Source organism: Mycetohabitans rhizoxinica HKI 454 (assembly GCF_000198775.1).
Taxonomy (GTDB): domain Bacteria; phylum Pseudomonadota; class Gammaproteobacteria; order Burkholderiales; family Burkholderiaceae; genus Mycetohabitans; species Mycetohabitans rhizoxinica.
The window spans coordinates 1,953,728-1,974,550 of sequence record NC_014722.1; the positions used below are offsets into that span (position 1 = coordinate 1,953,728).

The following is a 20,823-nucleotide window of genomic DNA, read 5'->3' on the forward strand; positions in this document are numbered from 1 at the left end:
AATGCTTAAGCGGCACTCGATTTCAGAATATGAAGGTATATTCCACTGAGTGGGACATGCCGCAAAGCACAGAGCTGGACGCTCAGAGAGCGCCAGCTCAGCCCACTTCAACGCTGGTGTGCTTGCTTACTCACGCACGATCGTTACGTCACTGCAATTGAAAAAGCCCTCGTTGCCTGCATCTATACGCTGCCAGTAGCTGTAAAGAATCGCATCGCCTACCCGGTTTTCCGGAATAGGAACGTTCAGTTTATAAAATGACTGGACATTCGGCAAATGGCCTGCGCCATTAGCTGGCACCGGGACCGGGGCGGGTGCATCGTAAATCAGGTCAAGGTCAGACCAGCTTAGGGGCCGAGTCGGATCATATGAGGGCTTGGAGATAAACACACGCATGCGTGAAGGATTATGCGCTGTCGTATTTTCCCAGGTCAGCTCTATCGCACCATTTTTGGGGGTAATTTTGGTTTTACGCCAAAGGGTCGTTGGTGCGCGGTCTAGTCCCTGCTTACGCGGATCACCTCCCGCGCACAGTAGCCCGTCGGGCACGGCGCGTTTGACCTCGTCAAAATCCTCGGGATTCCTTGGATTGGCGGAAAGCTCGTTCCACTGCACAAACGGATAAGCACTGTTGTCACCTGCGCGATAGGCAGCCAGGCAATCCGCGTTCGGAATACCGGAGCCGTCAGGTGACGACCAATAGCCTCCGTCCAAATGGCATTGATACTGTCGGGCGATTGGAAAGCCTACCGCGCCATGCGCGCTCACTTCCTGCACCATGCCGCTTAAGCTTGCCATCCCCGCTAACCATAGCCAGGTCGCACGCCAGCCCCGGCTAGAACGCCCCAAATTTCGTCTCATCGCTTTCTCCTTGAGATAAAAATTCAGCTTGCACCACACCAGCTCCCAAATAGTTAGGCGATAACTACAGCGCCCAACACCACTGCAACAGCCAACCGACGTACCTACCGGATACGCCGATTCACTCCTTGCCCGCTTGCCGCCGGCTCCACGCAAGCTGACTTAAACACGCTGAGTGATGCAAGCCACTCGATGCGTGGCTCCAGTCGCACTTCTCCGTGCGGCTCACTTTTTCGTGCTCAATATCAGCCTCGTGGTGCTTTGCGATTTTTCAGCCCTTAACCCGTTTTTCTTCTAGTTGACTACGCACCAAAGCGTCTCCTCAGATCACGTCTCTAAATATCGTAAGTTTCTGACTTGCTTTCGAACTCACTGTAGACCAGGTGTATTGCTTTCGCAAGAAATTTTCATGAGCCAGCAAACACGCACGGGCCGTGCACATACGAGGGCGGGCTTCGCGTGGTGAAGGGCACGCAAAACTCGCCAAACAGTTACGATTAACTTAAGACGAAGCCAACGAGTACTACGGGTCCAATCCTCGCCAGCGCGTCAAACTCGACAAACCGATCGGAGGCTTTGTCTGCAAGTATGTCTGGCCGGTAAACAGTTGCCAATACGGGTTTTCCATCCATTGCCAGACGACTCCTTGTCTGACAGAGCAAAGGCGTGCTGCAAGTACAGTAGCGTGGCCATCCAATGGGGCGAGTTCGCCGGCCGACCCCGCTGCGAGACGAAGCTTACACTCATCCGCCTACTCAACCGATCCCAATCGAACAGATCGGCCGATTGCACCAACAGATGCTTCAAGTTGATCTGCGCGCGCAGCGGCGGGTGCCCCCTCTGGCACCGGCGTCTTCGACCTCCTCCAAACCCCGTCGAAATTTGCAGCAAACTCATACTAATATGCTTGCGTCTTGCCATTCCCCAACACCATTTCATTGCTGCATAAGCCTGGGTAGATTGTTCAGCGCCGAGTATTTAGCTTCACGTCGCGACACAGGGTTATCACTATCAGGCACTGGTCAATGCACCAATCGAAAAAACAAACAGAAACACGCGCATTATGCGCTGCTTTTGCTTTTGCTTTTACGCACAACGCGACTCATACAAGATCCGCAAGGGTAATACGCCCGCCGTCTTTACAAGGTTTCTAGTTTTGTTCGACCCATCTAAAAATTAGGGCCATTATTTCGCAAAGAAGGCATAGCCTTGCCGATGACCGAGCAGAACGCTGCATTCAAGGCGCATCATCGGCGTGCCGTCTTGCTGCGTTCTAGCACTGTGCCAAGCTGGCTTGCGGGAGGCACACACTGATTTTAAGTGTGCGCCTCCCTGAGGACACGTATTGCATCATGACTGACTGTGCAATATCTAGCCACTCATTTTTTAATAAAGTTCTGGCGACGTACGCACTGGCATTTTTACTTTAAAAACCTTGCCATCCGAAAGAAAGAAAATAACTCTAGCATCGTTGCCCGGCGTAATCAAATGAGTTGGTTTTTCAAACATTAAGTGGTATTTACCCGGAACCAGCGCAAATTCTCCTTTTGCCGGGATGGTAAATTTATCCAATTTAACCATTTTACTAGATTCTGCATCGTTTACAGTTTGATAGATCGCAATATTTTGGTAATCTGGACTTTTGATCTTCGTGACATCAACTGGCTGTTCAGAACTGTTTTTCAAGGTGATATAGCCAGCAGCAGGCAGTGCATTAGGTAGCCAGCGTATCCATACTGACTTTTCCACTGATGTGATGTCAGACGACACGGGCAGTTTGGCAGATGCCGAGATAGGGGAAAGCCAAGTCAATACACCAGTTAACAGCAGAGCAAGCAATTTCATGATTTTTCCTATTTAGATGAATGATTAAAAGTGCCGCTTAAATCGAAATTCCACTTGGAGATTGAATTTGAGCCTTAACCTATTTCTCGCACCTCCTTTTTGGGTTCAATATATACAAGTACCTAAATGGCTAAACGTTACATAGCAGCGTAACCATCGAAGTCAAATTGCACAAATAGATAATTTTGATTGTGTGGTACTTAGCCAACACTTCTAGCTTGACCAAGATGCGGCCACCCCACGATCAAGTGCGCTCGTGTTAGATTTACTGGTTTAGGTGGTTTCACTTGAAAGCGATCCGCGTGCTTCTTGCGGTCATCGCACCGCGCCTGAGCATGACTTCCGTTGTGCACAGCCCGCGACGATATCACACCATTTAGCGGCTTCCGAATTTGATCGTTGACTATTGAATTTTCAGTCGTTCTCAACACAGTAAGGTTCAGTGCATGCCGTAATTCGTAATAAATGTAGCGCTTGCCAACCAAATCAACCTGAATAAAGCAATCGGCGTATTTCTAGATGCGATCTGCATATTGACTGGGCTTGAACGCGTCAATCCGCTCAGGGCCGCGATTAGCGGCACGTCCATGCCGCTGTACTTCGAGCGCCATTTGTAAAACGTTGTCATGCTGCTGCCTAGTTCCGGCACAACTGCGGTACCGCCAGCCCCACCGCCGCGCGCTTGAGCGCATCCATGATCTAGTTGTCCTCAAATCTCGGCTTCTTTATTCGGTGAAACGCCATCATCGAGAAATTTTACTTTTGGTCCCGGCGGGTTTTTAGGGGAGATTACCCGGCGCAAGACCGACCAAAGACCACTCGTTGGTTCGTTATCGACGCTAGCGGGTCCGAATTCTGCTTTCTCTTGAAAGCGCAGCCACGCAGGTATTTCGATGGCACGACGGTACGCTTAACATTGTGCTTGCCCTCGCCGCATGCCGTTGATCGTCCAGTGTCCGGCTCGCAACGAAATTTGACTGAATCAGGTAGGCGTGCGCATTATCCGATGCGGCAAAGGATAATCTTCTGTCCGGCGTTGGCATAGCCCAGGCAGCTTTTACATGGCCGGAAGGTCCTTCCCGTCAGGACAGAATTGGCTAGCACGCTCGCCATGGCAGCACAGTTCCGTTACGATATTGATGACGGCAAGTTTGTCGCAGGAGCAGTCATGACGGAAGTTAACAAGGAGAATTTAATGTCGGATATCAAAACCGTCCTGTCGGACGCCGAGGACCTGCTCAAGCAAGCAGCAAGCACGACGGGCGAACGCGCGACCGAATTGCGCGAAAAGGCCCTTGCGCGCCTGAAGCAAGCAAAGGAAAAGGCGGCCGATGTTCAAGTGGTGGTCGTCGAAAAAGGCAAGAAGGCGGCTCGTGCCACGGACGATTACGTCCACGATCATCCATGGACATCCATCGGTGTCGCCGCCGGGGTCGGCATATTGATTGGACTGCTGATCAACCGCAAGTAGGGCTGGGTGCGACGACGCCTGCGCGTCGCGCCTGCCAGTACCTGGTGTTACCGCGTCCCGCCTGCGCGCGACGCGGTGGCTAATTGAACGTCCCGCCTGCCGCGCCCTGCGCAATCTGCTAATGAGCCACGACACTCAATCGTCACCGCCGAATCACGGCCCACTGCGACGCCTGATCGGATCGGTCTTTTCCCTGCTCCAAACGCGCCTGGAGTTGATCGGTATCGAACTCGCGGAAGAAAAGGAGCGGCTGCTCGGTGCATTGTTCGCTGGCCTCGCGGCCATGATGTTTGCAACAATGGCGCTGATCACCCTAACCGTCCTGATCGCCGCGGCGTTCTGGGAAACGTATCGATGGCAGGCGTTGGCTGGACTCACCGCGCTATACGTTATCGCGGCACTCGCCTGCGTGCACAAGGCGCGTTCGAGCGTGCGGCGCGCACCTTTGATTTTCGAGGAAACGCTAGCCGAATTCGACAAGGACCGTGCCATTTTCCGCAAGCCATCGCCATGAACCATCCCTATTCCAACAGCCGTCTTGCCCAACCAGCCTCAGTGCGCGGGTCGGGCGATCCCAAGGTGCGAGCGATCCGTAAGGAGCTCTTGCTGGCGCGCGCCGATCTCGACCGGCTGGACATCGCTCAAGCCGGCCAAGAACTGCGCCAAGGCGTCACAAAGTTCAGTTGGCTTGGCCGGCTGATGCCCGGCATCAGTCGGTTCCGCTCATTGCGCCGGCTTCCGGCCATCGGCGCATTGTTGGGTCAGCATCCGGTGCTCGGCTCGATCGCGTCGGCCGCGTTCTCCGGCCCCGTGCGTCGCATGGTGATGCGCAACGCCAAACCGTTGCTGAAATGGACCGTGGTGGGCACCATCGCGTGGCGCGGCTACAAGCTGTGGAAGGCGGTACGCCCACAACGCAGCATGCCAGCCGCCGCCGCAAGGCACACCGGCCCAACCGCGCACTCGCGTGATGCCCATAGGGACGCTTAGGACGTTCACGCTACGCGCGACTGCCACTCGTTGACGCGCTGGCATGCCGTAGTGACATCCCGCGCCGGCGTGGTTGCGCGCATCATCGAGTCCAGCAATACGCATGCTCGTGCCATCGTGAAAGGATGCCCGCTGGGTTCGACGGGCTGGCAGCGCCGCCGGCGGCCCCGGCAGCGCCGGCATTGCTTCGCTGCCCAGTGGCATCGAGCCGGAATGCACCGCACAGGTGATCGTCGGCCATCGGACCATCTTGCAGCGGCTCAGCTATCACAGAGTACCCGCCATTGGACCGCGTCGCGCCGGTAACCCGCAGCGCATAGGCGGCGCGCGCACCCGGCGGCACGCGCACCAATTCCGCTGGAAGGACAATGGGATCCGTGGCGACGCCAGCCCCGCCGAGCGCCGGCGCACGCTGTATGTGTTGGATCTCGACATGGTGAGCGGCGCGGTAAACGGCGCTGACGGCAGCTACCCGCATGCCGCGACGCATTTGCTCACGATACACCGGCAACGCATACGTTGCGAGAATAGCAACAAGCGCCAATGCCACCGCCAGTTCGACCAGCGTCATGCCCCGGCGTCGCACCGTGCTCAAAACGGCCTGCGGGCCACGAACCGCCATCCAGTACGCACCGTCCGTCTGCGTCTCGCCACCCCACATAATCGCCTGCAACCATATCTCGCTCTCTTCATCGACCGCGAAGCCGCGCGCGGTCAGCAGATAAGCGACCGCGCCAGCCTCCGAAACATTCACCGCCTCGATCAGGCACTGCGGTGCCCGCCCGCCGGCACGCCAACGACGCACCGGTTGTATCGCGCTATCGGCCTCCTCGTCGAATAGCGCGCGCTGATGCCATCCGGGCGCGGCCTGCATCGGGTCGGGTGTGGCACCATGGATCGGTGTGCCGATGTCATACGCATGCGTCACGTAACGTTCGCACCATCGCAGCGCTGAATCCGCCGCATGAAATGCTTCGATATGCGCGATGAATCCACGCTCCATGCGCGCCGTCGAGCGCAACGCGTCTAATGATGATCCGAGCAATGCGGTCAACGCGGCGGCGAATATCAACACGAACGGCAGCGCGCTGCCACGCTGCCTGAACATCACACGCGTCATCACGCGCCGCCCGCAACGACGTTGCGAATCGCCACGCGGCGCATCCAGACGGTACGGACCCGTCGATCGGCCGGCGTCACCCGATTGCCGTCGCAGTCGAGGTAGGCCGTCGGACGCATGGCCACCGGTCCGCGCGACACGACGCAGACATCGATGGCTACGATACGACGCCAGTCCGACTCGGATAACGACGACGCGCGAACCGCGGCGTGAGCGCCGGCAAGCCAATAGGACAACCGTAACTGTTCGATACCCTCGACCAACGGCTGTGCCGCCACGTCGTGGCCATTGCCCCGGCAATAAAGCTCCGGTTGCTCGGGCGTACTCGCCTGCACGTAGAAACGCACCGCAATCGTATCGCCCGTCACGTTCTGGCCCAGGCAATCAGTGGGCCAGTTGTCTTTCGATGGCCAGGTCGCCACGGGGTCAGCCGCATACCGAAAAACCACGCCGTCCGAATCGTGCATGACCGCGCGGCACCGCCCAGCTTGCTCGCGCTCGGGTATGCCGCGCTCACAACCGAAGATCGGCGGGTCTCGGATCGTCTCATCCCCAACGGGTACATCGGATGCTTCGGCGGCCTGCGTCGCCGTTGAAGTCGTTGAGGCACGCCATGTCTGTGGGAAAGCTCGCGGCATTCCGGCAAGCCTTGCATGCGCCACAATGATCTCCAGCGCCTGTAGGCCGGCGGCCGCGGCTCGGCGGGTCTCGTCGACATGACCGAGCACCCCACTGAGCGTACCGTAGGACCCGGCTAGCAAGAGCATGAGCATTAAGCCAATGGTCGATGAAAGGAGCAATTCCACCAGCGTATGCCCCTCATCGCGCCTGCATGACGTGCTGATCATTCGAGAAAGCCCAGCAATAGGCAGCGGCGCACATATCCGTCGGGCGGCACGATCGTCCCGCGGCACGCCGCCGCCCGCTGCGACGCGTCGGTGGCCAGTTCCGACCATTCGAGCATGAGCACGTTGGCACCGTCCGGATCGCGTTCCACCGTCACGGTACCGTCAAGCAGTTGGCGTGACGCATCCCGACTCGCATGCGCGAGCGCCACGGATTGCGGGTGTCCGGCGCGCATCAACTCGAGCGCGGCGTCCGCGATCAACGCCGCTCGCATGCGATTCGACAAAGCTTGATCCGAGCGCACCATCGCCTGCCACGCCGCGCCCACACCAACGATGGTCACCGCAGCCAATGCAGTGGCCATCGCGGCCTCGATCATCGTGGCACCGGTCACGCCCAGCCGCGGTACACGTAGCGCGCGCCATGGCGCCCGAGCCATGGGCGGAATCACGCCGGCCTTGCACAGCCGGCTCGGCAAGCCGCGCACAAAACTCATTTGCGATACGCATCGGCACGGATCAACGCACGGCCACCTGCCGCAAGGCGGACATGCAACGCCGCAATACGCGGTGACGCGCGCGCTGCGCGCACCGCAAAGCCACGAAAGGTGCCAACAGATAAGCCAGCAGGCGGCAGGAACCTCATCTCCGTCGTACTGCCAGTGATCGTTACCTCGCTCACAGCCGGTTGTGCGTGTAGCACGACCGGCCGCGCGCCGACGCCAGGCTGCCGGGCCTGCACCAGCCAGCCGCAGGACCAGTCCAGCGCGCCCGTGGCGCACGGTCGGCCGGGTAAGATGCACCGGCCCGCACCATCCGAGCGACAGACCGTCACCGGCGCCTGCCGCGCTACGGCCTCGCTGCGAGCCAACGACAACGTGCGCGCCAGTGCACGCGCCGCCACCCGAATTTGCTCACGCGAACGCCATTCGTCGAGCGACGGAATGACCCATGCCGCTAACGCCAATGAAATCGCCATGACCGTGCAGATCTCGGTCAGCATGAATCCGCGCCGCCGCGCGGCTCGATATCGTTCCACCGTCACGTCTCCTGGATGCCCGCGACACGCAACGCCCGATGCGTTGCCATTGACGAACACTGTAAGACGGCGTGCGGCGCGCAACAATTGACCGAATGGCCGACGGTGCCGGACCACAGGCTTGTGCCCGCTTCGCGTCGCGGATTCTGAGCCGCAGCACGTCGAACTACACGCCGTGCGGCTCAATGGTGGGGTGGAACAGCGATATATAGAATGAGAAACGCGATGACGCCGTCAGAGGCGCCTACGATTGCCGCTTGCGCGAGGCAGGGCCGGGCGTGCCGGCTGCAGATCGACCAAACTCATCGATCAGATTCTTGAACTCGGACACGTCCTCAAAGCGCTTATACACCGACGCGAAACGCACGTAGGCGATCTTGTCGAGCTTGCGCAACGCGTCCATGACCAACTCGCCGAGCCGTTCGCTGCGCACCTCGCGCTCGCCGGATGCCAGCAACTGGTATTCGACACGCGCAACCGCTTCGTCGATCGCCTCGGCGGCCACGGGCCGCTTGCGTAACGCAAGCTGCATGCTGGACAAAATCTTGCGACGGTCAAATTCGACTCGCGTGCCATCCTTCTTGACGACCGTCGGCAGCGCAAGCTCGACCCGCTCGTATGTCGTGAAACGCTTGTCGCAAGCTGGGCAGCGGCGGCGGCGACGGATCGCTGCGCCGTCCTCCGACACGCGCGAATCCACCACCTGGGTGTCGTCGTGCCGGCAAAACGGGCAGCGCATAACGATTCGTCCCGCGGCTTACTTGTACACCGGAAACCGGCGCGTGAGTTCGGCGACCTGGCCGCGCACCCGCTCAATCGTCGCTGCGTCGTCCGGCTTGTCCAGCACATCGGCAATCAGATTGCCGACCTGCTCGGCCTGGGCGGGACCGAAACCGCGCGTGGTCATGGCCGGCGAGCCGAGCCGGATGCCGCTAGTCACAAATGGCTTTTCCGGATCGTTCGGGATCGCATTCTTGTTCACGGTGATGTGCGCGGCGCCCAACGCGGCTTCCGCAGCCTTGCCCGTGATCTGCTTCGCACGCAGGTCGACCAGCATCACATGGCTTTCGGTGCGGCCGGACACGATCCGCAAGCCGCGCTTGACCAGCGTTTCGGCGAGCACGCGCGCATTGTCCACGACCTGCTGCTGGTAGGTCTTGAACTGCGGCGCGAGCGCTTCCTTGAACGCAACGGCCTTCGCTGCGATCACGTGCATCAACGGACCGCCCTGGATGCCCGGGAAAATCGCTGAATTGACCGCCTTCTCGTACTCGGCCTTCATCAGGATCACACCGCCACGCGGACCGCGCAAGCTCTTGTGCGTAGTCGTCGTCACGAAATCGGCATGCGGCACCGGGTTCGGATAGACGCCGGCGGCAATCAGCCCCGCATAGTGCGCCATGTCCACCATGAAATAGGCGCCGACCGACTTCGCGATCCGTGCCAGGCGCTCGAAGTCGATGCGCAACGAGAACGCCGACGCGCCCGCGACGAGCAGCTTCGGCTTGTGCTGCTGCGCGAGCTGCTCGGCTGCGTCATAGTTGATGTCCTCGTTCTCGTTCAGCCCGTAGCTGACGACATTGAACCACTTGCCGGACAGGTTGACCGGCGAGCCGTGCGTCAGGTGGCCGCCGTGCGCGAGGCTCATGCCCATAATCGTATCGCCCGGCTTGAGCACCGCGAAAAACACCCCCTGATTAGCCTGCGAACCCGAATTGGGTTGTACGTTCGCCGCCTCCGCGCCAAACAGCTGCTTGACCCGTTCGATCGCCAGCTGCTCGACCACATCGACATATTCACAACCGCCGTAGTAGCGCTTGCCAGGATACCCTTCGGCGTACTTGTTGGTCAGTTGAGAGCCCTGGGCCGCCATCACCGCCGGGCTCGTATAGTTTTCCGACGCGATCAATTCGATATGGTCTTCTTGCCGGCGGTTCTCGTTCTGAATCGCCTGCCAGACCTGCGGATCGACGTTCGCAATGGTTTGCTCGGCTTTGTCAAACATGCGTCAATTCCCTTCAATGTTCAAACGGTTGACCGAATCGGTGCACTGTCGCGCCCACGGCAGAGATACGGTCCTGGAACGGCTTAGCGGAAAAAGACTTCCGATGACGCAAGGACAGGACAGCCCGGGTGACGCAACGACTGCGACCGGATCACGGCTGCCCAGGCGAACGGCAAGACTGCACCCCGCGCTTCACGGTGGTCGTTCCACCTTCGACTTGAAAGTCGCTATCGCCAGTTACGCAGGGTTAGGCGCGTTAGTGTATTGGAAGGATACTGAATAGGCAACTAAGCGTGGCATTTAAAAACGAGCATTCATTTTTCCATCATTGCGACGTCGCGACTGCCTGGACGCAGCGCAACACCGTTCACTACCCGAGACTGCCACACGCGTTCCGGTAGAATCCCGCGGATGAACATGATCTCGCCTGAACCAGCAGCCCAGCCCGGCTTTACGTGGCCAGTACGCGTATATTTCGAGGACACCGACGCCGGCGGCATTGTCTTCTACGCCAATTACCTGAAGTTCTTCGAGCGGGCCCGCACCGAGTGGCTGCGCGCATGTGGCATCGACCAGCGACGGCTGGCCGACACCCAGCAGATCATGTTCGTCGTGCGCAGCACCGCGGTCGATTACCGCGCCCCGGCGCGCCTGGACGATGTGCTCATCATCGACAGTCGCATCGAGCGGCTCGGCCCCGCCTCAGTCGATTTTTACCAACAGGCAAGCTGCAACGGCAAGGTGCTGTCCACCAGCACAATCCGCGTGGCCTGCGTCCAGCGCGCGACAATCCGGCCCGTGCCACTGCCTGACGCTGTACGCCAAGCGCTGCTGAGCGGCCCGCGCGACGCGGGGCTGTCAACGCTCGCACGCTGACATGCGTTGACACTGTACAGAACGTGAGCCGATCCGCTCCACCCAACGAATCCTCATGAATAACGCACAAGACCTTTCGATCATTGCGCTTGTATTGAACGCAAGCCTGCTGGCGCAAGCCGTCATGGCACTGCTGCTGTTGCTGTCGCTCATGTCCTGGACTTTCATCTTCCGCAAATGGTTCTCGATCCGTCGCGCCCGCGCGCAGACGGAATTGTTCGAGCGCGATTTCTGGTCAGGTGGAGAGCTGCAGTCGCTTTACCAGAGCGCGGCGAACAATCGTCATACGATTGGCGCCCTCGAGCGGATCTTCGAGTCAGGCATGCGTGAATTCCTAAAAGCCAAGGAAAAACGCGTCGCCGACCCCGGTGCGATACTGGATGGTGCACGTCGCGCGATGCGTGCCGCGTTCCAGCGCGAAATGGATGCGCTCGAAGCCAATCTAGCGTTTCTTGCGTCGGTCGGCTCGGTGAGCCCGTACATCGGCCTGTTCGGCACGGTCTGGGGCATCATGAACGCGTTTCGCGGGCTTGCGAACGTGCAGCAGGCGACGCTGGCCAGCGTCGCGCCCGGCATCGCGGAGGCGTTGGTCGCCACCGCCATTGGCCTGTTCGCGGCCATCCCGGCGGTGGTCGCCTATAATCGCTACGCACACGACATCGACCGCCTGTCGATCCGCTTCGAGACCTTCATCGAAGAATTCTCAAACATCCTGCAACGGCAGACTCACTGACGGAGAACCCGATGGCCGGCACTCCGATCCGCTCCAGTCTGCGCGGCGGCCGTTCGCGCCGCGCGATGTCCGACATTAACGTCGTTCCATACATCGACGTGATGCTCGTGCTGCTCGTCATTTTCATGGTGACCGCTCCGCTTGTCGCGCCGTCAATCATCAACCTGCCCACGGTCGGCCATACTGCGCCACAGGAGCAGACGCCGCCCGTTATCGTCAATCTCAAGCCTGACGGCACCATGAGTGTTAAATACAAGAACGACGCGTCGGGCGCCACGCAGGAATTGCCGATGACGCTGGTCGACCTGAACCACTTTGTCGCCGACCGGGCGCAGACCCACCCCGACCAGCCGGTCGTGATCGGCGCGGACAAGTCGGTCAAATACGAAATCGTGATGAATGTCATGTCAGAGCTGAAAGCAAACGGCGTGAAGCGTGTCGGGCTGCTCGTCAAGCCGAAATGAAGCCGAAAGCAGGATATCCGTTTGAACCGCCACGGGAACGCGGCACGCTGCGCGCACTCGCGCTCGCCGCGTTGATGCACGTGCTGCTCGCGCTCTTTCTGTACCACGGGATGAAATGGCAAAACAGCACGCCTGCCGGCGTTGAAGCAGAAATCTGGACGCAGGTGCCGAGCACGCCGGCCCCGCTCCCCTCTGCTCCCGCGCCGGCGCAACTCGCACCGCCGCCAGCCCAGCGCGAGGAAGCAGACATCGCATTGCAACAGGAAAAGCGGCGCAAGCAACAAGAGGCGCAACGCCAAGCGCAGCTGGCCGAACAGGAGCACGTGCGCAGGCAGGCCGAGCAACAAGCCGACGCGCACCGCCAGCAACTCGCTGCGCAAAAAGCAGCGGCCGAGAAACTCAAGCAGCAGCTCGCGGAGCAGCAACGGCAAGAGGCGCTGAAAAAGCAGCAAGCGTTGAAGGCGCAGCAGTTGAAAGAGCAGCAGGAAAAGCTTGCGCTGGCCCAGGCGAAAAAACAGCAGGAGCAACAAGCGGCCAAGGCCAAGCAGGCGGCCGAGCAGGCCGCGCGCCAAAAGCTCGACCAGGCGCGTCGGGCGCGGCTGGCGCAGTTGCAGGGCTTGGCCGGCGATGCGCCCGGGGGTAACGGACTGGCCAAGAGCGGCACAGGCACGGGAAGTGGCGGAACCGCAACGTCGGCTGGCTATGCGGACAAGGTGCAGCGCCGTGTGCGGCCCAATGTCATCTGGTCCGGGCCCACTGAAGGGCTGGACACGCTGATTGCCGTACGCTGCGCACCCGACGGTGCACTGCTCGACGCACGCATCGCGCGCAGCAGTGGTAACGCGCAGTGGGACGACGCAGCGCTGCGCGCGGTCCAGCGCTCCGATCCGATGCCGCTAGACACTCATGGCAAGGCGCCGGCAGGCTTCAATATCCGGATGCGGCCTGCCAGCGGATGATCGACCGTTGACTAAGGCGCATCCGCATGCACGCTTGTGAAGCTCGCAGCACGATGGCGCCAAGGGAACGATCGCCCCGTTTCACGGTCTGTGCCGTGTTGCGGAATCGTCAATAACGTAGTCAGGGAAACGTAGGAAAAGCATGAGTTTGATCAAAAAACTGGGGCTAAAAACGCTAGTTGCGTCATTACTCGTCACCGCCGGCGTATCGGCGCGCGCCGACCTGACGGTGCTCGTCACGGGTGTCGGTTCAACCCAGTTCCCGATTGCGGTGGCAAGCTTTACAAACGAGGCCAGTTCGCCGCAGCAGATCGCGGCGATCGTGCGGGCCAACCTGGCCCGCAGCGGCAAGTTCAGCAACATCGACGCGGGTAGCGCGCCGGTGTCCGAGTCCGACTCAGTCGATCTCGGCGGCTGGAAGGCCAAGGGGGCAAACGCGTTCGTCGGCGGCAGCGTCACGCGGCTCGCGAACGGCCAGTATGAAGTCCGATTCCGCCTGTACGATACGATCAAGCAGCAAAGCTTGGGCGGGCTCTCACTCGTGAGCCCGGAAAGCGGGCTGCGTATGAGCGCGCATAAGGCCGCCGATTACATCTATCAGAAGCTCCTTGGCTCGCGCGGGATGTTCGCCACGCGGCTGTCGTATGTGACGCGTCACGGCGGACGTTATCAACTCAAGATCTCCGACTCGGACGGCCAGAACGAGCATATCGCGCTGACGAGTCCAGAGCCGATCATCTCTCCAACGTGGTCGCCGGACGGCACGAAGCTCGCCTATGTATCGTTCGAAAGAAAGAAACCGATCGTGTACATCCACGACTTGCCAACCGGCCGGCGCGTGATGGTATCCGACCAAAAGGGCAACAACAGTGCACCGGCGTGGTCGCCGGACGGCACGAAGCTCGCGGTAGCGCTGTCGCTGACCGGCAATACGCAGATCTTTATCGTCAACGCCGATGGCTCCGGCTTGCGCCGCCTCACCCGCGGCCATTCGATCGATACCGAGCCGGCCTTCTCGCCGGACGGCCAGTCGATCTACTTCACCAGCGACCGCGGCGGCCAGCCTCAAATCTACAAGATGCCCGCACAAGGCGAATCGGCGAGCGCCGCGCAGCGCGTGACGTTCAACGGCAGCTACAACACCAGTGCACGCGTCTCGCCAGACGGCAAGGAGCTTGCGTATATTTCGCGCGTCGGGGGTGCATTCAGGCTGTATCTGCAAGACCTGTCGACGGGGTCCGCGACGGCGCTCACCGATACGACGCGCGACGAATCACCGAGTTTCGCTGCGAATGGCCAATACCTACTCTACGCGACCCAGGTCAATGGCCGTCAGGTGCTGGCCGCGGTTTCAACGGACGGCAGCATACGGCAGGTGTTGTCGATCCCGGGCGGCGGCGTGCGCGAGCCGTCCTGGGGCCCTTTCATGCAATAATCACAAGGAGAGCTTCAAATGATGTCCAAACTGCGTATTGTTTTTGCAGCGCTGCTGGTGGGCGCATTGGCGGCGTGTCACTCGGGTGTCAAGCTCGACGAAGGCGCTAACGCCAAGGGGGGCGCCGTGAGCACGCAACCGCAGCCGACCGACGTGCAGCAAGTCAATGTTGACGAGCTCAACCACCCGAACAGCCCGCTCGCCAAACGCAGCATCTACTTCGATTTTGATAGCTACACCGTCAGCAATGAATATCAGCCGCTGCTGCAAGCCCACGCGCAATACCTGAAGGGCCATCCGCAACGCCACGTGCTGATCCAAGGCAACACCGACGAGCGCGGTACCAGCGAATACAATCTGGCATTGGGCCAAAAGCGTGCCGAGTCGGTGCGTCGCACGCTGGCACTGCTCGGGGTAAACGACAGTCAGATGGAAGCGGTAAGCCTGGGCAAGGAAAAACCGGCTGCGACGGGCCACGATGAAGCATCGTGGGCACAGAATCGCCGCGCCGATCTCGTTTATCAATAACCGACGGTGACTGACGCATGAAAGTCTGTTTCAGGGGGCTGCGCGTCGCTGCAGCCGTAGCTGCGACGGGCGCCGCGCTTGCCGCGTCGCCCGCGCACGCTGGTCTGTTCGACGATAACGAGGCACGGCAGGCAGTGCTAGATCTGCGCGCGAAAACCGACTCGTTGTCAAACCAGATGAGCGCGGCACAGCGCACAATACTCGATCAATCGAACCGCCTTGAACAACTGAACCAGCAGGTGGCAACGTTGCGCGGACAGAACGAAGACTTGGCCAATCAAGTCGCCGCGCTGCAAAAGCAACAGCGTGACTACTACGCCGATCTGGACGCCCGACTAAAGAAGTTCGAACCCCAGCAACAGACGATCGATGGCGTCCAGGGCGAGGTACAGCCAGGCGAAACGGACGCGTTCAACGCGGCGCTGCAGCTATTCAAGAACGGTGATTTCAAGGGCGCGACGTCGGGATTCAAAGCGTTCGTGTCGAAGTATCCGAACAGCCCCTATCAACCGACGGCACAATACTGGCTCGGCAATGCATTGTACGCGCAGCGTGACTACAAGGCGTCGACGACGGTATGGCAGGGTGTCGTGACGAAGTACCCCACACACCCGCGCGCGCCCGAGGCGTTGCTCGCCATCGCGAACAACCAGTTGGAGCAAGGACAGAAGGTATCCGCGAAGCGAACACTGGGACAAGTGCTCGCGCAGTACAGCGGATCAAACGCCGCGCATGCGGCACAAAGCCGATTGTCGCAGATCCGATAGGGCTAGTACCGGTCGGCGGCTCGCCGCAAGTCGCTCGCTTGACCAATCGTTCTTTTATCGATATACTTTTCTGCTCTTTGGGTCGCTAGCTCAGCTGGTAGAGCAGCGGACTTTTAATCCGTTGGTCACTGGTTCGAATCCAGTACGGCCTACCAAAGAAATCAAGGGCTTGCACGTGAGTGCGGGCCCTTTTCCATTGGGCGATGCGTTTGTTATTAGATAGCGTCTAATACCGAGCGGTCCCGTGTTCATTGCTGCGTGTAGTTTTCGTTTTCAGACCGCTGGCTTCGGCGCAAGCCGTTCCTGTCAGTCAAGCAAATTTTTTACGCCCATAGGTTTTGCGCTGTCATCGCTACGATGGTCGCTTGCTTATGGTCGGGTGGCACGCAGCTATACAGGACCTGAAAGGGAAAATCTGCGGGCGGCCCTACGACCGTGTTCGAATGCCCGGCCGCCTCTCTGGACAGGGGGCGAAATTGAACGATTCGTAGGGGGCTAACATGGCCGCATGCCCCCCTTCTCTTCAACCCTTTCAATGGGGTGAAATAAGTCTTTCCCAGATTGTCCGCATGGGGCACGCGAGCGTGCCGTGCCGAATATCATGAAAACCGGTGCCACGATCATGCACTGCTGACGGCCGCCGCAGGCGCCGCGGCCCGCGCCCATCAACGCTCGGAACGGGAACGAGCGCGAGCAAGCAGTCGTCATGATGTCCCCCATAGGTTACAATAGCGTCATGTTCAAAATTCTGACCACCCCTCAATTCGATGAGTGGCTCGACGAGGTTCGCGCCCCGGTCGCGAGCGCGGCGATTAACGTTCGCATCGAGCGCGCAAAGCTCGACAATCTTGGGTATTGGCGTGCTGTGGGCGAAGGCGTCTGCGAGATGAAGATCGACGTTGGTCTAGGCTACCGCGCCTACTTCGTGCGGCGGGGCAAAATCATTGTCGTGCTGCTGTGCGGTGGCGACAAATCAACGCAGAAAAAGAACATCAAACTGGCGAAAAAGCTCGCCGGCGAACTGGAGGATTAAGTATGAAAATCAGCGAATTGACTGAATTCGACGGCTCGAAGTACCTAAAGGACGAGGAAACGGTTCGTCACTACCTGGCGCAAGCGTTCGAGGATGGCGATCCGCGCCTGATTCAAGCCGCGCTCGGGAACGTCGCGAAGGCGCGCGGCATGACCGCGCTCGCGCGCGAGTCCGGTGTGAAGCGAGAAGCGCTCTATCGGGCTCTGTCGGAAGGTGGGAACGCGGAGTTCGCAACGGTCATGAAGGTAGTGCGCGCGTTGGGACTGCATCTGACCATCATTGCATCGCCCGTGCATGCGGCGGAACCCGCGCCGGCGCCAACTCGGGCGCGCGCGCGTACCGCCGCGCACGCGTAACGTCATTGGCGGCTAAACGCGATCGGTGTCGCTGGCGCAATGGCGTTTGGACCGAGGCGCGCCTGCCGCGGCTGGATTGCGTGGCGCCCGAATACGCGTGCGGCAGTGTCCGACATGCCAAACCCGCCCGCGTTGCTTGGCACGATGCTGAGCAGTTGCAGTGGCACGCGATGCGCAGCAAGCAAATCGTCGCGTGTCACGTTCTTGATATTGAAGAGCTCGTCTTTGGCGGCCACTTCCGACACCGGAATCAGCTGGATCCCGTCCTTCTTGCCATGGGGCGCGTAGTAAAAAAGGTTACGGAATTGCCCGGCCCCTTCGCGCTTTTGAGCGCCGCGCGCATCTCGTCGATATCGTCCTGATTCTGTGCCGGATCGGTCACGTACAGAATAAAGCCGGCATGGCTGCCGTTCTCGTAGTAGCGACGGCGAAACAGTGTTGACGACTCGTTGAGCCACGCCGCGTGCAGCGCGACGAGGTACTCGGACAAGCCGTACACCTCATTCACGTCCGGCTCGACCAAATGGTGAATTGTGCCGGGCGTGAACTCTTTACCAAAATCGCCGACATCCTGGGGTTTGTTAAAAAGAAGGGACAAAGCGATGAAAACCGATTCGGCGATTTGACCCGCGCAATCGAAACCATTGCCGAGCACGGCCGCAATCAAGCCGAACAAATTGAGGTCTTGCATGCCCGGCTTGAGCAGCTTAACGCCGATGTCACCCGCGAGCACAACGCGCATGCATTAACCACATCTACAACAGGTTTGCTAACAAGCCATAGATGCAAGGCTTCGCGGCGCCCAACCTTGCCAGCACCGATGTGCGCACACAACTAGTGCTTAAACTCGCCGCGGTGACGGCGATACGAGCCTCTGGACGACGTGGGCTTTCTCCTCTTGATGAAGGCCCAACAAGCGTATCACTTTGCCATAGTCTTCCGGCCCAGCTTCAGGGCTCCACGCTCATGCGCGAAGTGGCCCAGATTTCAGTTGCGCTTAACAGCACGGCGTGCAGCACAATGCTATGTGGTCGTTCTCCCAAATTAAGTACCTGCTTGGCGTTGCTTTAACTGGTATCGGGCTTGGCGATGCAGACTTACCACGTCCCAAGGACTTGTAACGCGATGCCGCAATATCACTTCTTCAACCGCCACGCCCTGGATGATGTCCAACATCGCGTTATGATGCGCTGACAAGCCGCTAGCCGACTGGACGTCAAACTCACGGTATCCTGGATCCCTATGTATGGCGCTCACCACGGCGTCCAGCAAAGCAGGACGGGGCGCCGGCACCCGTTCAGCAACGCGTAACCAAGCTTTGCCAGCTTCTAGCCGATGTTTGGGTGAAAGCAAAGTGTGCATTTGCCCACCCAATTCAGCAACGGGCTCGCTTTGACGATGAGCAGGAAGTCGCTCGATGCGTTCGAGCAAGCTGATGAAGCCTTGGAAATTCTTTACGCGCGGGATTGATTCCAATATCCACTGAACTTCCCGCGTTATCTCCAGTTGCGGGGCGGCTTCATAGTGCAAACGCCTAGATGCTTGAGATACAGTCGCAAGCGTTTTGGCGTCCATATGCTGAAAAATTTCTTGCAACGTCTCATTAGGCAGTGTCTCGAGGCGACTTGGAGACGAAGTTGGCACTTGCTTGTGGAAAATAGGGTTGTCCGCTACCTTCTTATTGGCCGTTTTTTCGTACATGCCGGCGGCCGATCGTCGCGCTGGTTTTTTTAACTTAGACAGCACATTGTGCGTTGGCTTCTGGCTCGGCACGCCGTGCTCAGCCGGATTGGCGGCGTTGCTCGTGCTTGGCTGATCGGTATTTTGTCGCCGGCGCCCCATCGAAAGAACATTTAGGCTAGATAAGCATCCGCGCATCCATTTCTCCTTAATCAAAAAAGCTTAGGTGGCTTACACTGCTCTGGCGTGTTAGCCACCTGCGGAAATCGAATTGAGTCTAGCCGACCTGGCGGCGAGGCTGCCGCGTACGAGCGCAATACAGTCGGATTGACATCGTGTGTCGACCGAAAAAACACTCGCTCCTATTCAATAGGGCGATAGGTGACACGGCGTACGATGGCGGCCGACATGCTTGTCCTATTAGGATGGCGCTTGGCGACGCACGTGCCGCAGCGTGCGCGAAGTCAAGTCCGCCCCAGCGAACGGTAGTCTACGATGCATGAGCGGGTCCCGGACGCTTTATCGCGCTGCGCCTATCGCAGCCCCTCTGCGCAGGCCATGCCGTGGCGACGCTATTCGATGTCCTTGCGATATTGAATGAAGCCAGCATACGTCGCGAGGTTGTCATACAGTGCGCGACGCGGCAAGCGGCCGGACGGTCACCGGCGCACCGGCACGCCGAGTTGCCGCCTGCTGTGCGCGGATCGCCGTGAGGCAAAGGCGCTGCGCGCATTGCGCATCGAAGTTCTGTGGCGACAGCCATGCATCAAACGCCGCGGCAAGCGCGCTCCATTCGCTATCGATGATCGAAAACCACGCCGTGTCGCGGGAGCGTTCCTTATAGACGACGGCTTGCCGGAACGTGCCCTCGTAGCGAAAGCCGAGTCGAACAGCCGCCTTGCGTGATGGCGCGTTCAGGTTGTCGCACTTCCACTCGTAGCGACGGTATCCTAGCGTGTCGAACACGTACTTCATTAGCAGGTACTGTGCTTCGGTCGATGCCGGTGTGCGCTGCAGCTCCGGCGAGAATGCTACCGAGCCCACCTCGATGACACCGTTTGTCGGATCGATGCGCATCAAGGCGAGCGTGCCGACCGCCAGGCCGCTTGCCAGATTGATCACCGCAAAATGCAATGGATCTGTGCTCGCAGCGGCACTTTCGGCGTGGCGACGATAACTGATCTCATCGTCAAAAGGTCCGACCGCCAGATACGTCCAGTCCCGGTCGTCGGGCGCTTTTGCGTACGCGCCGTACAGCGCTGATGCATGCCGGTCTGGCTGCAACGGTTCGAGCCGGCAATAGCGTCCGTGCAGCGTCACGCGCTGCGGGTATGCGCGCGCGGACCAATCGGCGAGCGGCCGCCCGATCGGCTGGCCAAATCTGTTCGTCGGAGCGGACAAGGTCGTTCTCTCATCGGTGACGGCCGGCGTCATGCCGGTTGGGTTTGACGCACATCTTAGTCATCCAGCGATACCGTGAGAAGAGCCAAGATCGGTGGTTTTCATCGTGCCAGCCGCAGTGGATGGCGCAACGGGCGCGCCCGGCGTGCGAAAAAATCGACGGCAACGCTGCCCATTAGATCGTCGCGGTCCGTTGCCGCTTCATCGAGATGGTTGCACGAGCCCGCACCTTCACTGTTGACGGGTACGCCGGATCGGCCACTCACAGCTGTTGATCAGGCCTGCATAGGCACGACTGACCAGCAGCACGTCGCCGTGCCCGTGCAGGTGGATGCGCAGCCGAACCAGTAGGTCTTGCTCGATGGCCGTAGGCGGCGATCGCCCCGCGCTGCACCTGTAAGAAGCGTGCAGGATC

At 59.6% G+C, this 20,823-nt stretch carries 20 protein-coding genes, 1 tRNA gene, 4 pseudogenes and 1 riboswitch; of the genes and pseudogenes, 13 read left to right on the top strand and 12 right to left on the bottom strand.

From position 1 onward, the window contains the following. Positions 1 to 129: 129 nt before the first annotated feature. From RBRH_RS08500 to RBRH_RS17305, 3 genes and pseudogenes are all read right to left on the bottom strand, one after another. Positions 130 to 861, bottom strand: a pseudogene (locus RBRH_RS08500) (lytic polysaccharide monooxygenase); the annotation flags it as partial. 538 nt (positions 862 to 1,399) lie between these two features. Continuing rightward, a pseudogene (locus RBRH_RS18945) lies at positions 1,400 to 1,708 on the bottom strand (transposase); the annotation flags it as partial. A gap of 539 nt (positions 1,709 to 2,247) precedes the next feature. Further along, entirely contained in the window at positions 2,248 to 2,706 is a 459-nt protein-coding gene (locus RBRH_RS17305; protein ID WP_013435769.1) for a copper chaperone PCu(A)C, read from the bottom strand. Between the two features lie 1,168 nt (positions 2,707 to 3,874). On the opposite strand from RBRH_RS17305, the gene RBRH_RS08510 reads away from it, so the two are divergent. From RBRH_RS08510 to RBRH_RS08520, 3 genes are all read left to right on the top strand, one after another. Beyond that, a complete protein-coding gene (locus tag RBRH_RS08510) occupies positions 3,875 to 4,177 on the top strand; it encodes an ElaB/YgaM/YqjD family protein (RefSeq protein ID WP_041754360.1) in 303 nt (100 codons plus the stop codon). A 121-nt stretch (positions 4,178 to 4,298) separates the two neighbouring features. Next, complete coding sequence (locus RBRH_RS08515; protein ID WP_013435774.1) at positions 4,299 to 4,691, top strand: phage holin family protein; 393 nt, start codon at positions 4,299 to 4,301, stop codon at positions 4,689 to 4,691. Then, entirely contained in the window at positions 4,688 to 5,167 is a 480-nt protein-coding gene (locus tag RBRH_RS08520; protein ID WP_013435775.1) for a DUF3318 domain-containing protein, read from the top strand. The genes RBRH_RS08515 and RBRH_RS08520 overlap by 4 nt, the downstream gene beginning before the upstream one ends. Positions 5,168 to 5,249: 82 nt before the next feature. On the opposite strand, the gene RBRH_RS20250 is transcribed toward RBRH_RS08520, so the two are convergent. From RBRH_RS20250 to glyA, 6 genes are all read right to left on the bottom strand, one after another. Continuing rightward, positions 5,250 to 6,275 carry a prepilin-type N-terminal cleavage/methylation domain-containing protein gene (locus RBRH_RS20250; RefSeq protein WP_232509285.1) on the bottom strand — a complete coding sequence of 342 codons (1,026 nt, stop codon included), beginning with the start codon at positions 6,273 to 6,275 and terminating at the stop codon, positions 5,250 to 5,252. Between the two features lie 11 nt (positions 6,276 to 6,286). Next, positions 6,287 to 7,135, bottom strand: coding sequence for a PilW family protein (locus RBRH_RS16270; protein WP_049786405.1), 849 nt, complete (start codon positions 7,133 to 7,135; stop codon positions 6,287 to 6,289). After that, positions 7,132 to 7,629 (bottom strand): hypothetical protein, encoded by a 498-nt coding sequence (locus RBRH_RS16275; RefSeq protein ID WP_013435778.1) that lies wholly within the window; start codon positions 7,627 to 7,629, stop codon positions 7,132 to 7,134. Before RBRH_RS16275 ends, RBRH_RS16270 begins: the two co-directional genes overlap by 4 nt. Then, positions 7,626 to 8,171, bottom strand: a complete 546-nt coding sequence (locus tag RBRH_RS08540; RefSeq protein WP_157864409.1) for a GspH/FimT family pseudopilin — start codon at positions 8,169 to 8,171, stop codon at positions 7,626 to 7,628. Before RBRH_RS08540 ends, RBRH_RS16275 begins: the two co-directional genes overlap by 4 nt. Before the next feature lie 244 nt (positions 8,172 to 8,415). Then, a complete protein-coding gene (gene nrdR / locus RBRH_RS08545; protein ID WP_013435780.1) occupies positions 8,416 to 8,910 on the bottom strand; it encodes a transcriptional regulator NrdR in 495 nt (164 codons plus the stop codon). An 18-nt stretch (positions 8,911 to 8,928) separates the two neighbouring features. Next, entirely contained in the window at positions 8,929 to 10,176 is a 1,248-nt protein-coding gene (gene glyA / locus RBRH_RS08550; RefSeq protein WP_013435781.1) for a serine hydroxymethyltransferase, read from the bottom strand. A 152-nt stretch (positions 10,177 to 10,328) separates the two neighbouring features. After that, positions 10,329 to 10,427, bottom strand: a riboswitch (ZMP/ZTP riboswitch). A 151-nt stretch (positions 10,428 to 10,578) separates the two neighbouring features. Between glyA and ybgC the strand changes: the two genes are divergently transcribed. The 10 genes from ybgC to RBRH_RS08600 all read left to right on the top strand — a co-directional run bounded on the left by ybgC (position 10,579) and on the right by RBRH_RS08600 (position 17,327). Further along, positions 10,579 to 11,052 carry a tol-pal system-associated acyl-CoA thioesterase gene (gene ybgC, locus RBRH_RS08555; RefSeq protein ID WP_041753696.1) on the top strand — a complete coding sequence of 158 codons (474 nt, stop codon included), beginning with the start codon at positions 10,579 to 10,581 and terminating at the stop codon, positions 11,050 to 11,052. 55 nt (positions 11,053 to 11,107) lie between these two features. Beyond that, positions 11,108 to 11,785, top strand: a complete 678-nt coding sequence (gene tolQ, locus RBRH_RS08560; RefSeq protein WP_013435784.1) for a protein TolQ — start codon at positions 11,108 to 11,110, stop codon at positions 11,783 to 11,785. 11 nt (positions 11,786 to 11,796) lie between these two features. After that, a complete protein-coding gene (gene tolR / locus RBRH_RS08565) occupies positions 11,797 to 12,249 on the top strand; it encodes a protein TolR (RefSeq protein WP_013435785.1) in 453 nt (150 codons plus the stop codon). Continuing rightward, positions 12,246 to 13,208, top strand: coding sequence for a cell envelope integrity protein TolA (gene tolA / locus RBRH_RS08570; protein WP_013435786.1), 963 nt, complete (start codon positions 12,246 to 12,248; stop codon positions 13,206 to 13,208). The genes tolR and tolA overlap by 4 nt, the downstream gene beginning before the upstream one ends. A gap of 142 nt (positions 13,209 to 13,350) precedes the next feature. Next, complete coding sequence (tolB, locus tag RBRH_RS08575; RefSeq protein WP_013435787.1) at positions 13,351 to 14,643, top strand: Tol-Pal system beta propeller repeat protein TolB; 1,293 nt, start codon at positions 13,351 to 13,353, stop codon at positions 14,641 to 14,643. An 18-nt stretch (positions 14,644 to 14,661) separates the two neighbouring features. Continuing rightward, positions 14,662 to 15,171 (top strand): peptidoglycan-associated lipoprotein Pal, encoded by a 510-nt coding sequence (gene pal, locus RBRH_RS08580; protein ID WP_013435788.1) that lies wholly within the window; start codon positions 14,662 to 14,664, stop codon positions 15,169 to 15,171. Positions 15,172 to 15,188: 17 nt separating this feature from the next. Further along, positions 15,189 to 15,938, top strand: coding sequence for a tol-pal system protein YbgF (ybgF, locus tag RBRH_RS08585; RefSeq protein ID WP_013435789.1), 750 nt, complete (start codon positions 15,189 to 15,191; stop codon positions 15,936 to 15,938). 79 nt (positions 15,939 to 16,017) lie between these two features. Beyond that, a tRNA-Lys gene (locus RBRH_RS08590) sits at positions 16,018 to 16,093 on the top strand. A 581-nt stretch (positions 16,094 to 16,674) separates the two neighbouring features. Next, a complete protein-coding gene (locus RBRH_RS08595) occupies positions 16,675 to 16,971 on the top strand; it encodes a type II toxin-antitoxin system RelE/ParE family toxin (RefSeq protein WP_041753697.1) in 297 nt (98 codons plus the stop codon). 2 nt (positions 16,972 to 16,973) lie between these two features. Then, the gene (locus tag RBRH_RS08600; RefSeq protein ID WP_013435791.1) at positions 16,974 to 17,327 is read left to right on the top strand and encodes an addiction module antidote protein; all 354 of its coding nucleotides are present in this window, start codon (positions 16,974 to 16,976) and stop codon (positions 17,325 to 17,327) included. 56 nt (positions 17,328 to 17,383) lie between these two features. Here the strand turns inward: RBRH_RS08600 and RBRH_RS08605 are convergent. The 3 genes and pseudogenes from RBRH_RS08605 to RBRH_RS08615 all read right to left on the bottom strand — a co-directional run. Next, positions 17,384 to 17,850 (bottom strand): annotated as a pseudogene (locus tag RBRH_RS08605) (phage portal family protein); the annotation flags it as partial. Between the two features lie 521 nt (positions 17,851 to 18,371). Next, positions 18,372 to 19,223, bottom strand: a complete 852-nt coding sequence (locus RBRH_RS08610) for an F-box protein (RefSeq protein ID WP_013435795.1) — start codon at positions 19,221 to 19,223, stop codon at positions 18,372 to 18,374. A 420-nt stretch (positions 19,224 to 19,643) separates the two neighbouring features. Beyond that, a pseudogene (locus tag RBRH_RS08615) lies at positions 19,644 to 20,441 on the bottom strand (GNAT family N-acetyltransferase); the annotation flags it as partial. Positions 20,442 to 20,823: the final 382 nt, after the last annotated feature.

Bases quoted from the DNA above. Each gene is read 5' to 3' on its own strand.
- RBRH_RS16270 (WP_049786405.1), bottom strand. From the start codon at position 7,135: ATGATCAGCACGTCATGCAGGCGCGATGAGGGGCATACGCTGGTGGAA.
- ybgF (WP_013435789.1), top strand. From the start codon at position 15,189: ATGAAAGTCTGTTTCAGGGGGCTGCGCGTCGCTGCAGCCGTAGCTGCG.
- RBRH_RS17305 (WP_013435769.1), bottom strand. From the start codon at position 2,706: ATGAAATTGCTTGCTCTGCTGTTAACTGGTGTATTGACTTGGCTTTCC.
- RBRH_RS08595 (WP_041753697.1), top strand. From the start codon at position 16,675: ATGTTCAAAATTCTGACCACCCCTCAATTCGATGAGTGGCTCGACGAG.
- RBRH_RS16275 (WP_013435778.1), bottom strand. From the start codon at position 7,629: ATGAGTTTTGTGCGCGGCTTGCCGAGCCGGCTGTGCAAGGCCGGCGTG.
- RBRH_RS08520 (WP_013435775.1), top strand. From the start codon at position 4,688: ATGAACCATCCCTATTCCAACAGCCGTCTTGCCCAACCAGCCTCAGTG.
- tolB (WP_013435787.1), top strand. From the start codon at position 13,351: ATGAGTTTGATCAAAAAACTGGGGCTAAAAACGCTAGTTGCGTCATTA.
- nrdR (WP_013435780.1), bottom strand. From the start codon at position 8,910: ATGCGCTGCCCGTTTTGCCGGCACGACGACACCCAGGTGGTGGATTCG.
- tolA (WP_013435786.1), top strand. From the start codon at position 12,246: ATGAAGCCGAAAGCAGGATATCCGTTTGAACCGCCACGGGAACGCGGC.
- glyA (WP_013435781.1), bottom strand. From the start codon at position 10,176: ATGTTTGACAAAGCCGAGCAAACCATTGCGAACGTCGATCCGCAGGTC.
- RBRH_RS08510 (WP_041754360.1), top strand. From the start codon at position 3,875: ATGACGGAAGTTAACAAGGAGAATTTAATGTCGGATATCAAAACCGTC.
- pal (WP_013435788.1), top strand. From the start codon at position 14,662: ATGATGTCCAAACTGCGTATTGTTTTTGCAGCGCTGCTGGTGGGCGCA.
- RBRH_RS20250 (WP_232509285.1), bottom strand. From the start codon at position 6,275: ATGTTCAGGCAGCGTGGCAGCGCGCTGCCGTTCGTGTTGATATTCGCC.
- RBRH_RS08515 (WP_013435774.1), top strand. From the start codon at position 4,299: ATGAGCCACGACACTCAATCGTCACCGCCGAATCACGGCCCACTGCGA.
- RBRH_RS08600 (WP_013435791.1), top strand. From the start codon at position 16,974: ATGAAAATCAGCGAATTGACTGAATTCGACGGCTCGAAGTACCTAAAG.
- tolQ (WP_013435784.1), top strand. From the start codon at position 11,108: ATGAATAACGCACAAGACCTTTCGATCATTGCGCTTGTATTGAACGCA.
- tolR (WP_013435785.1), top strand. From the start codon at position 11,797: ATGGCCGGCACTCCGATCCGCTCCAGTCTGCGCGGCGGCCGTTCGCGC.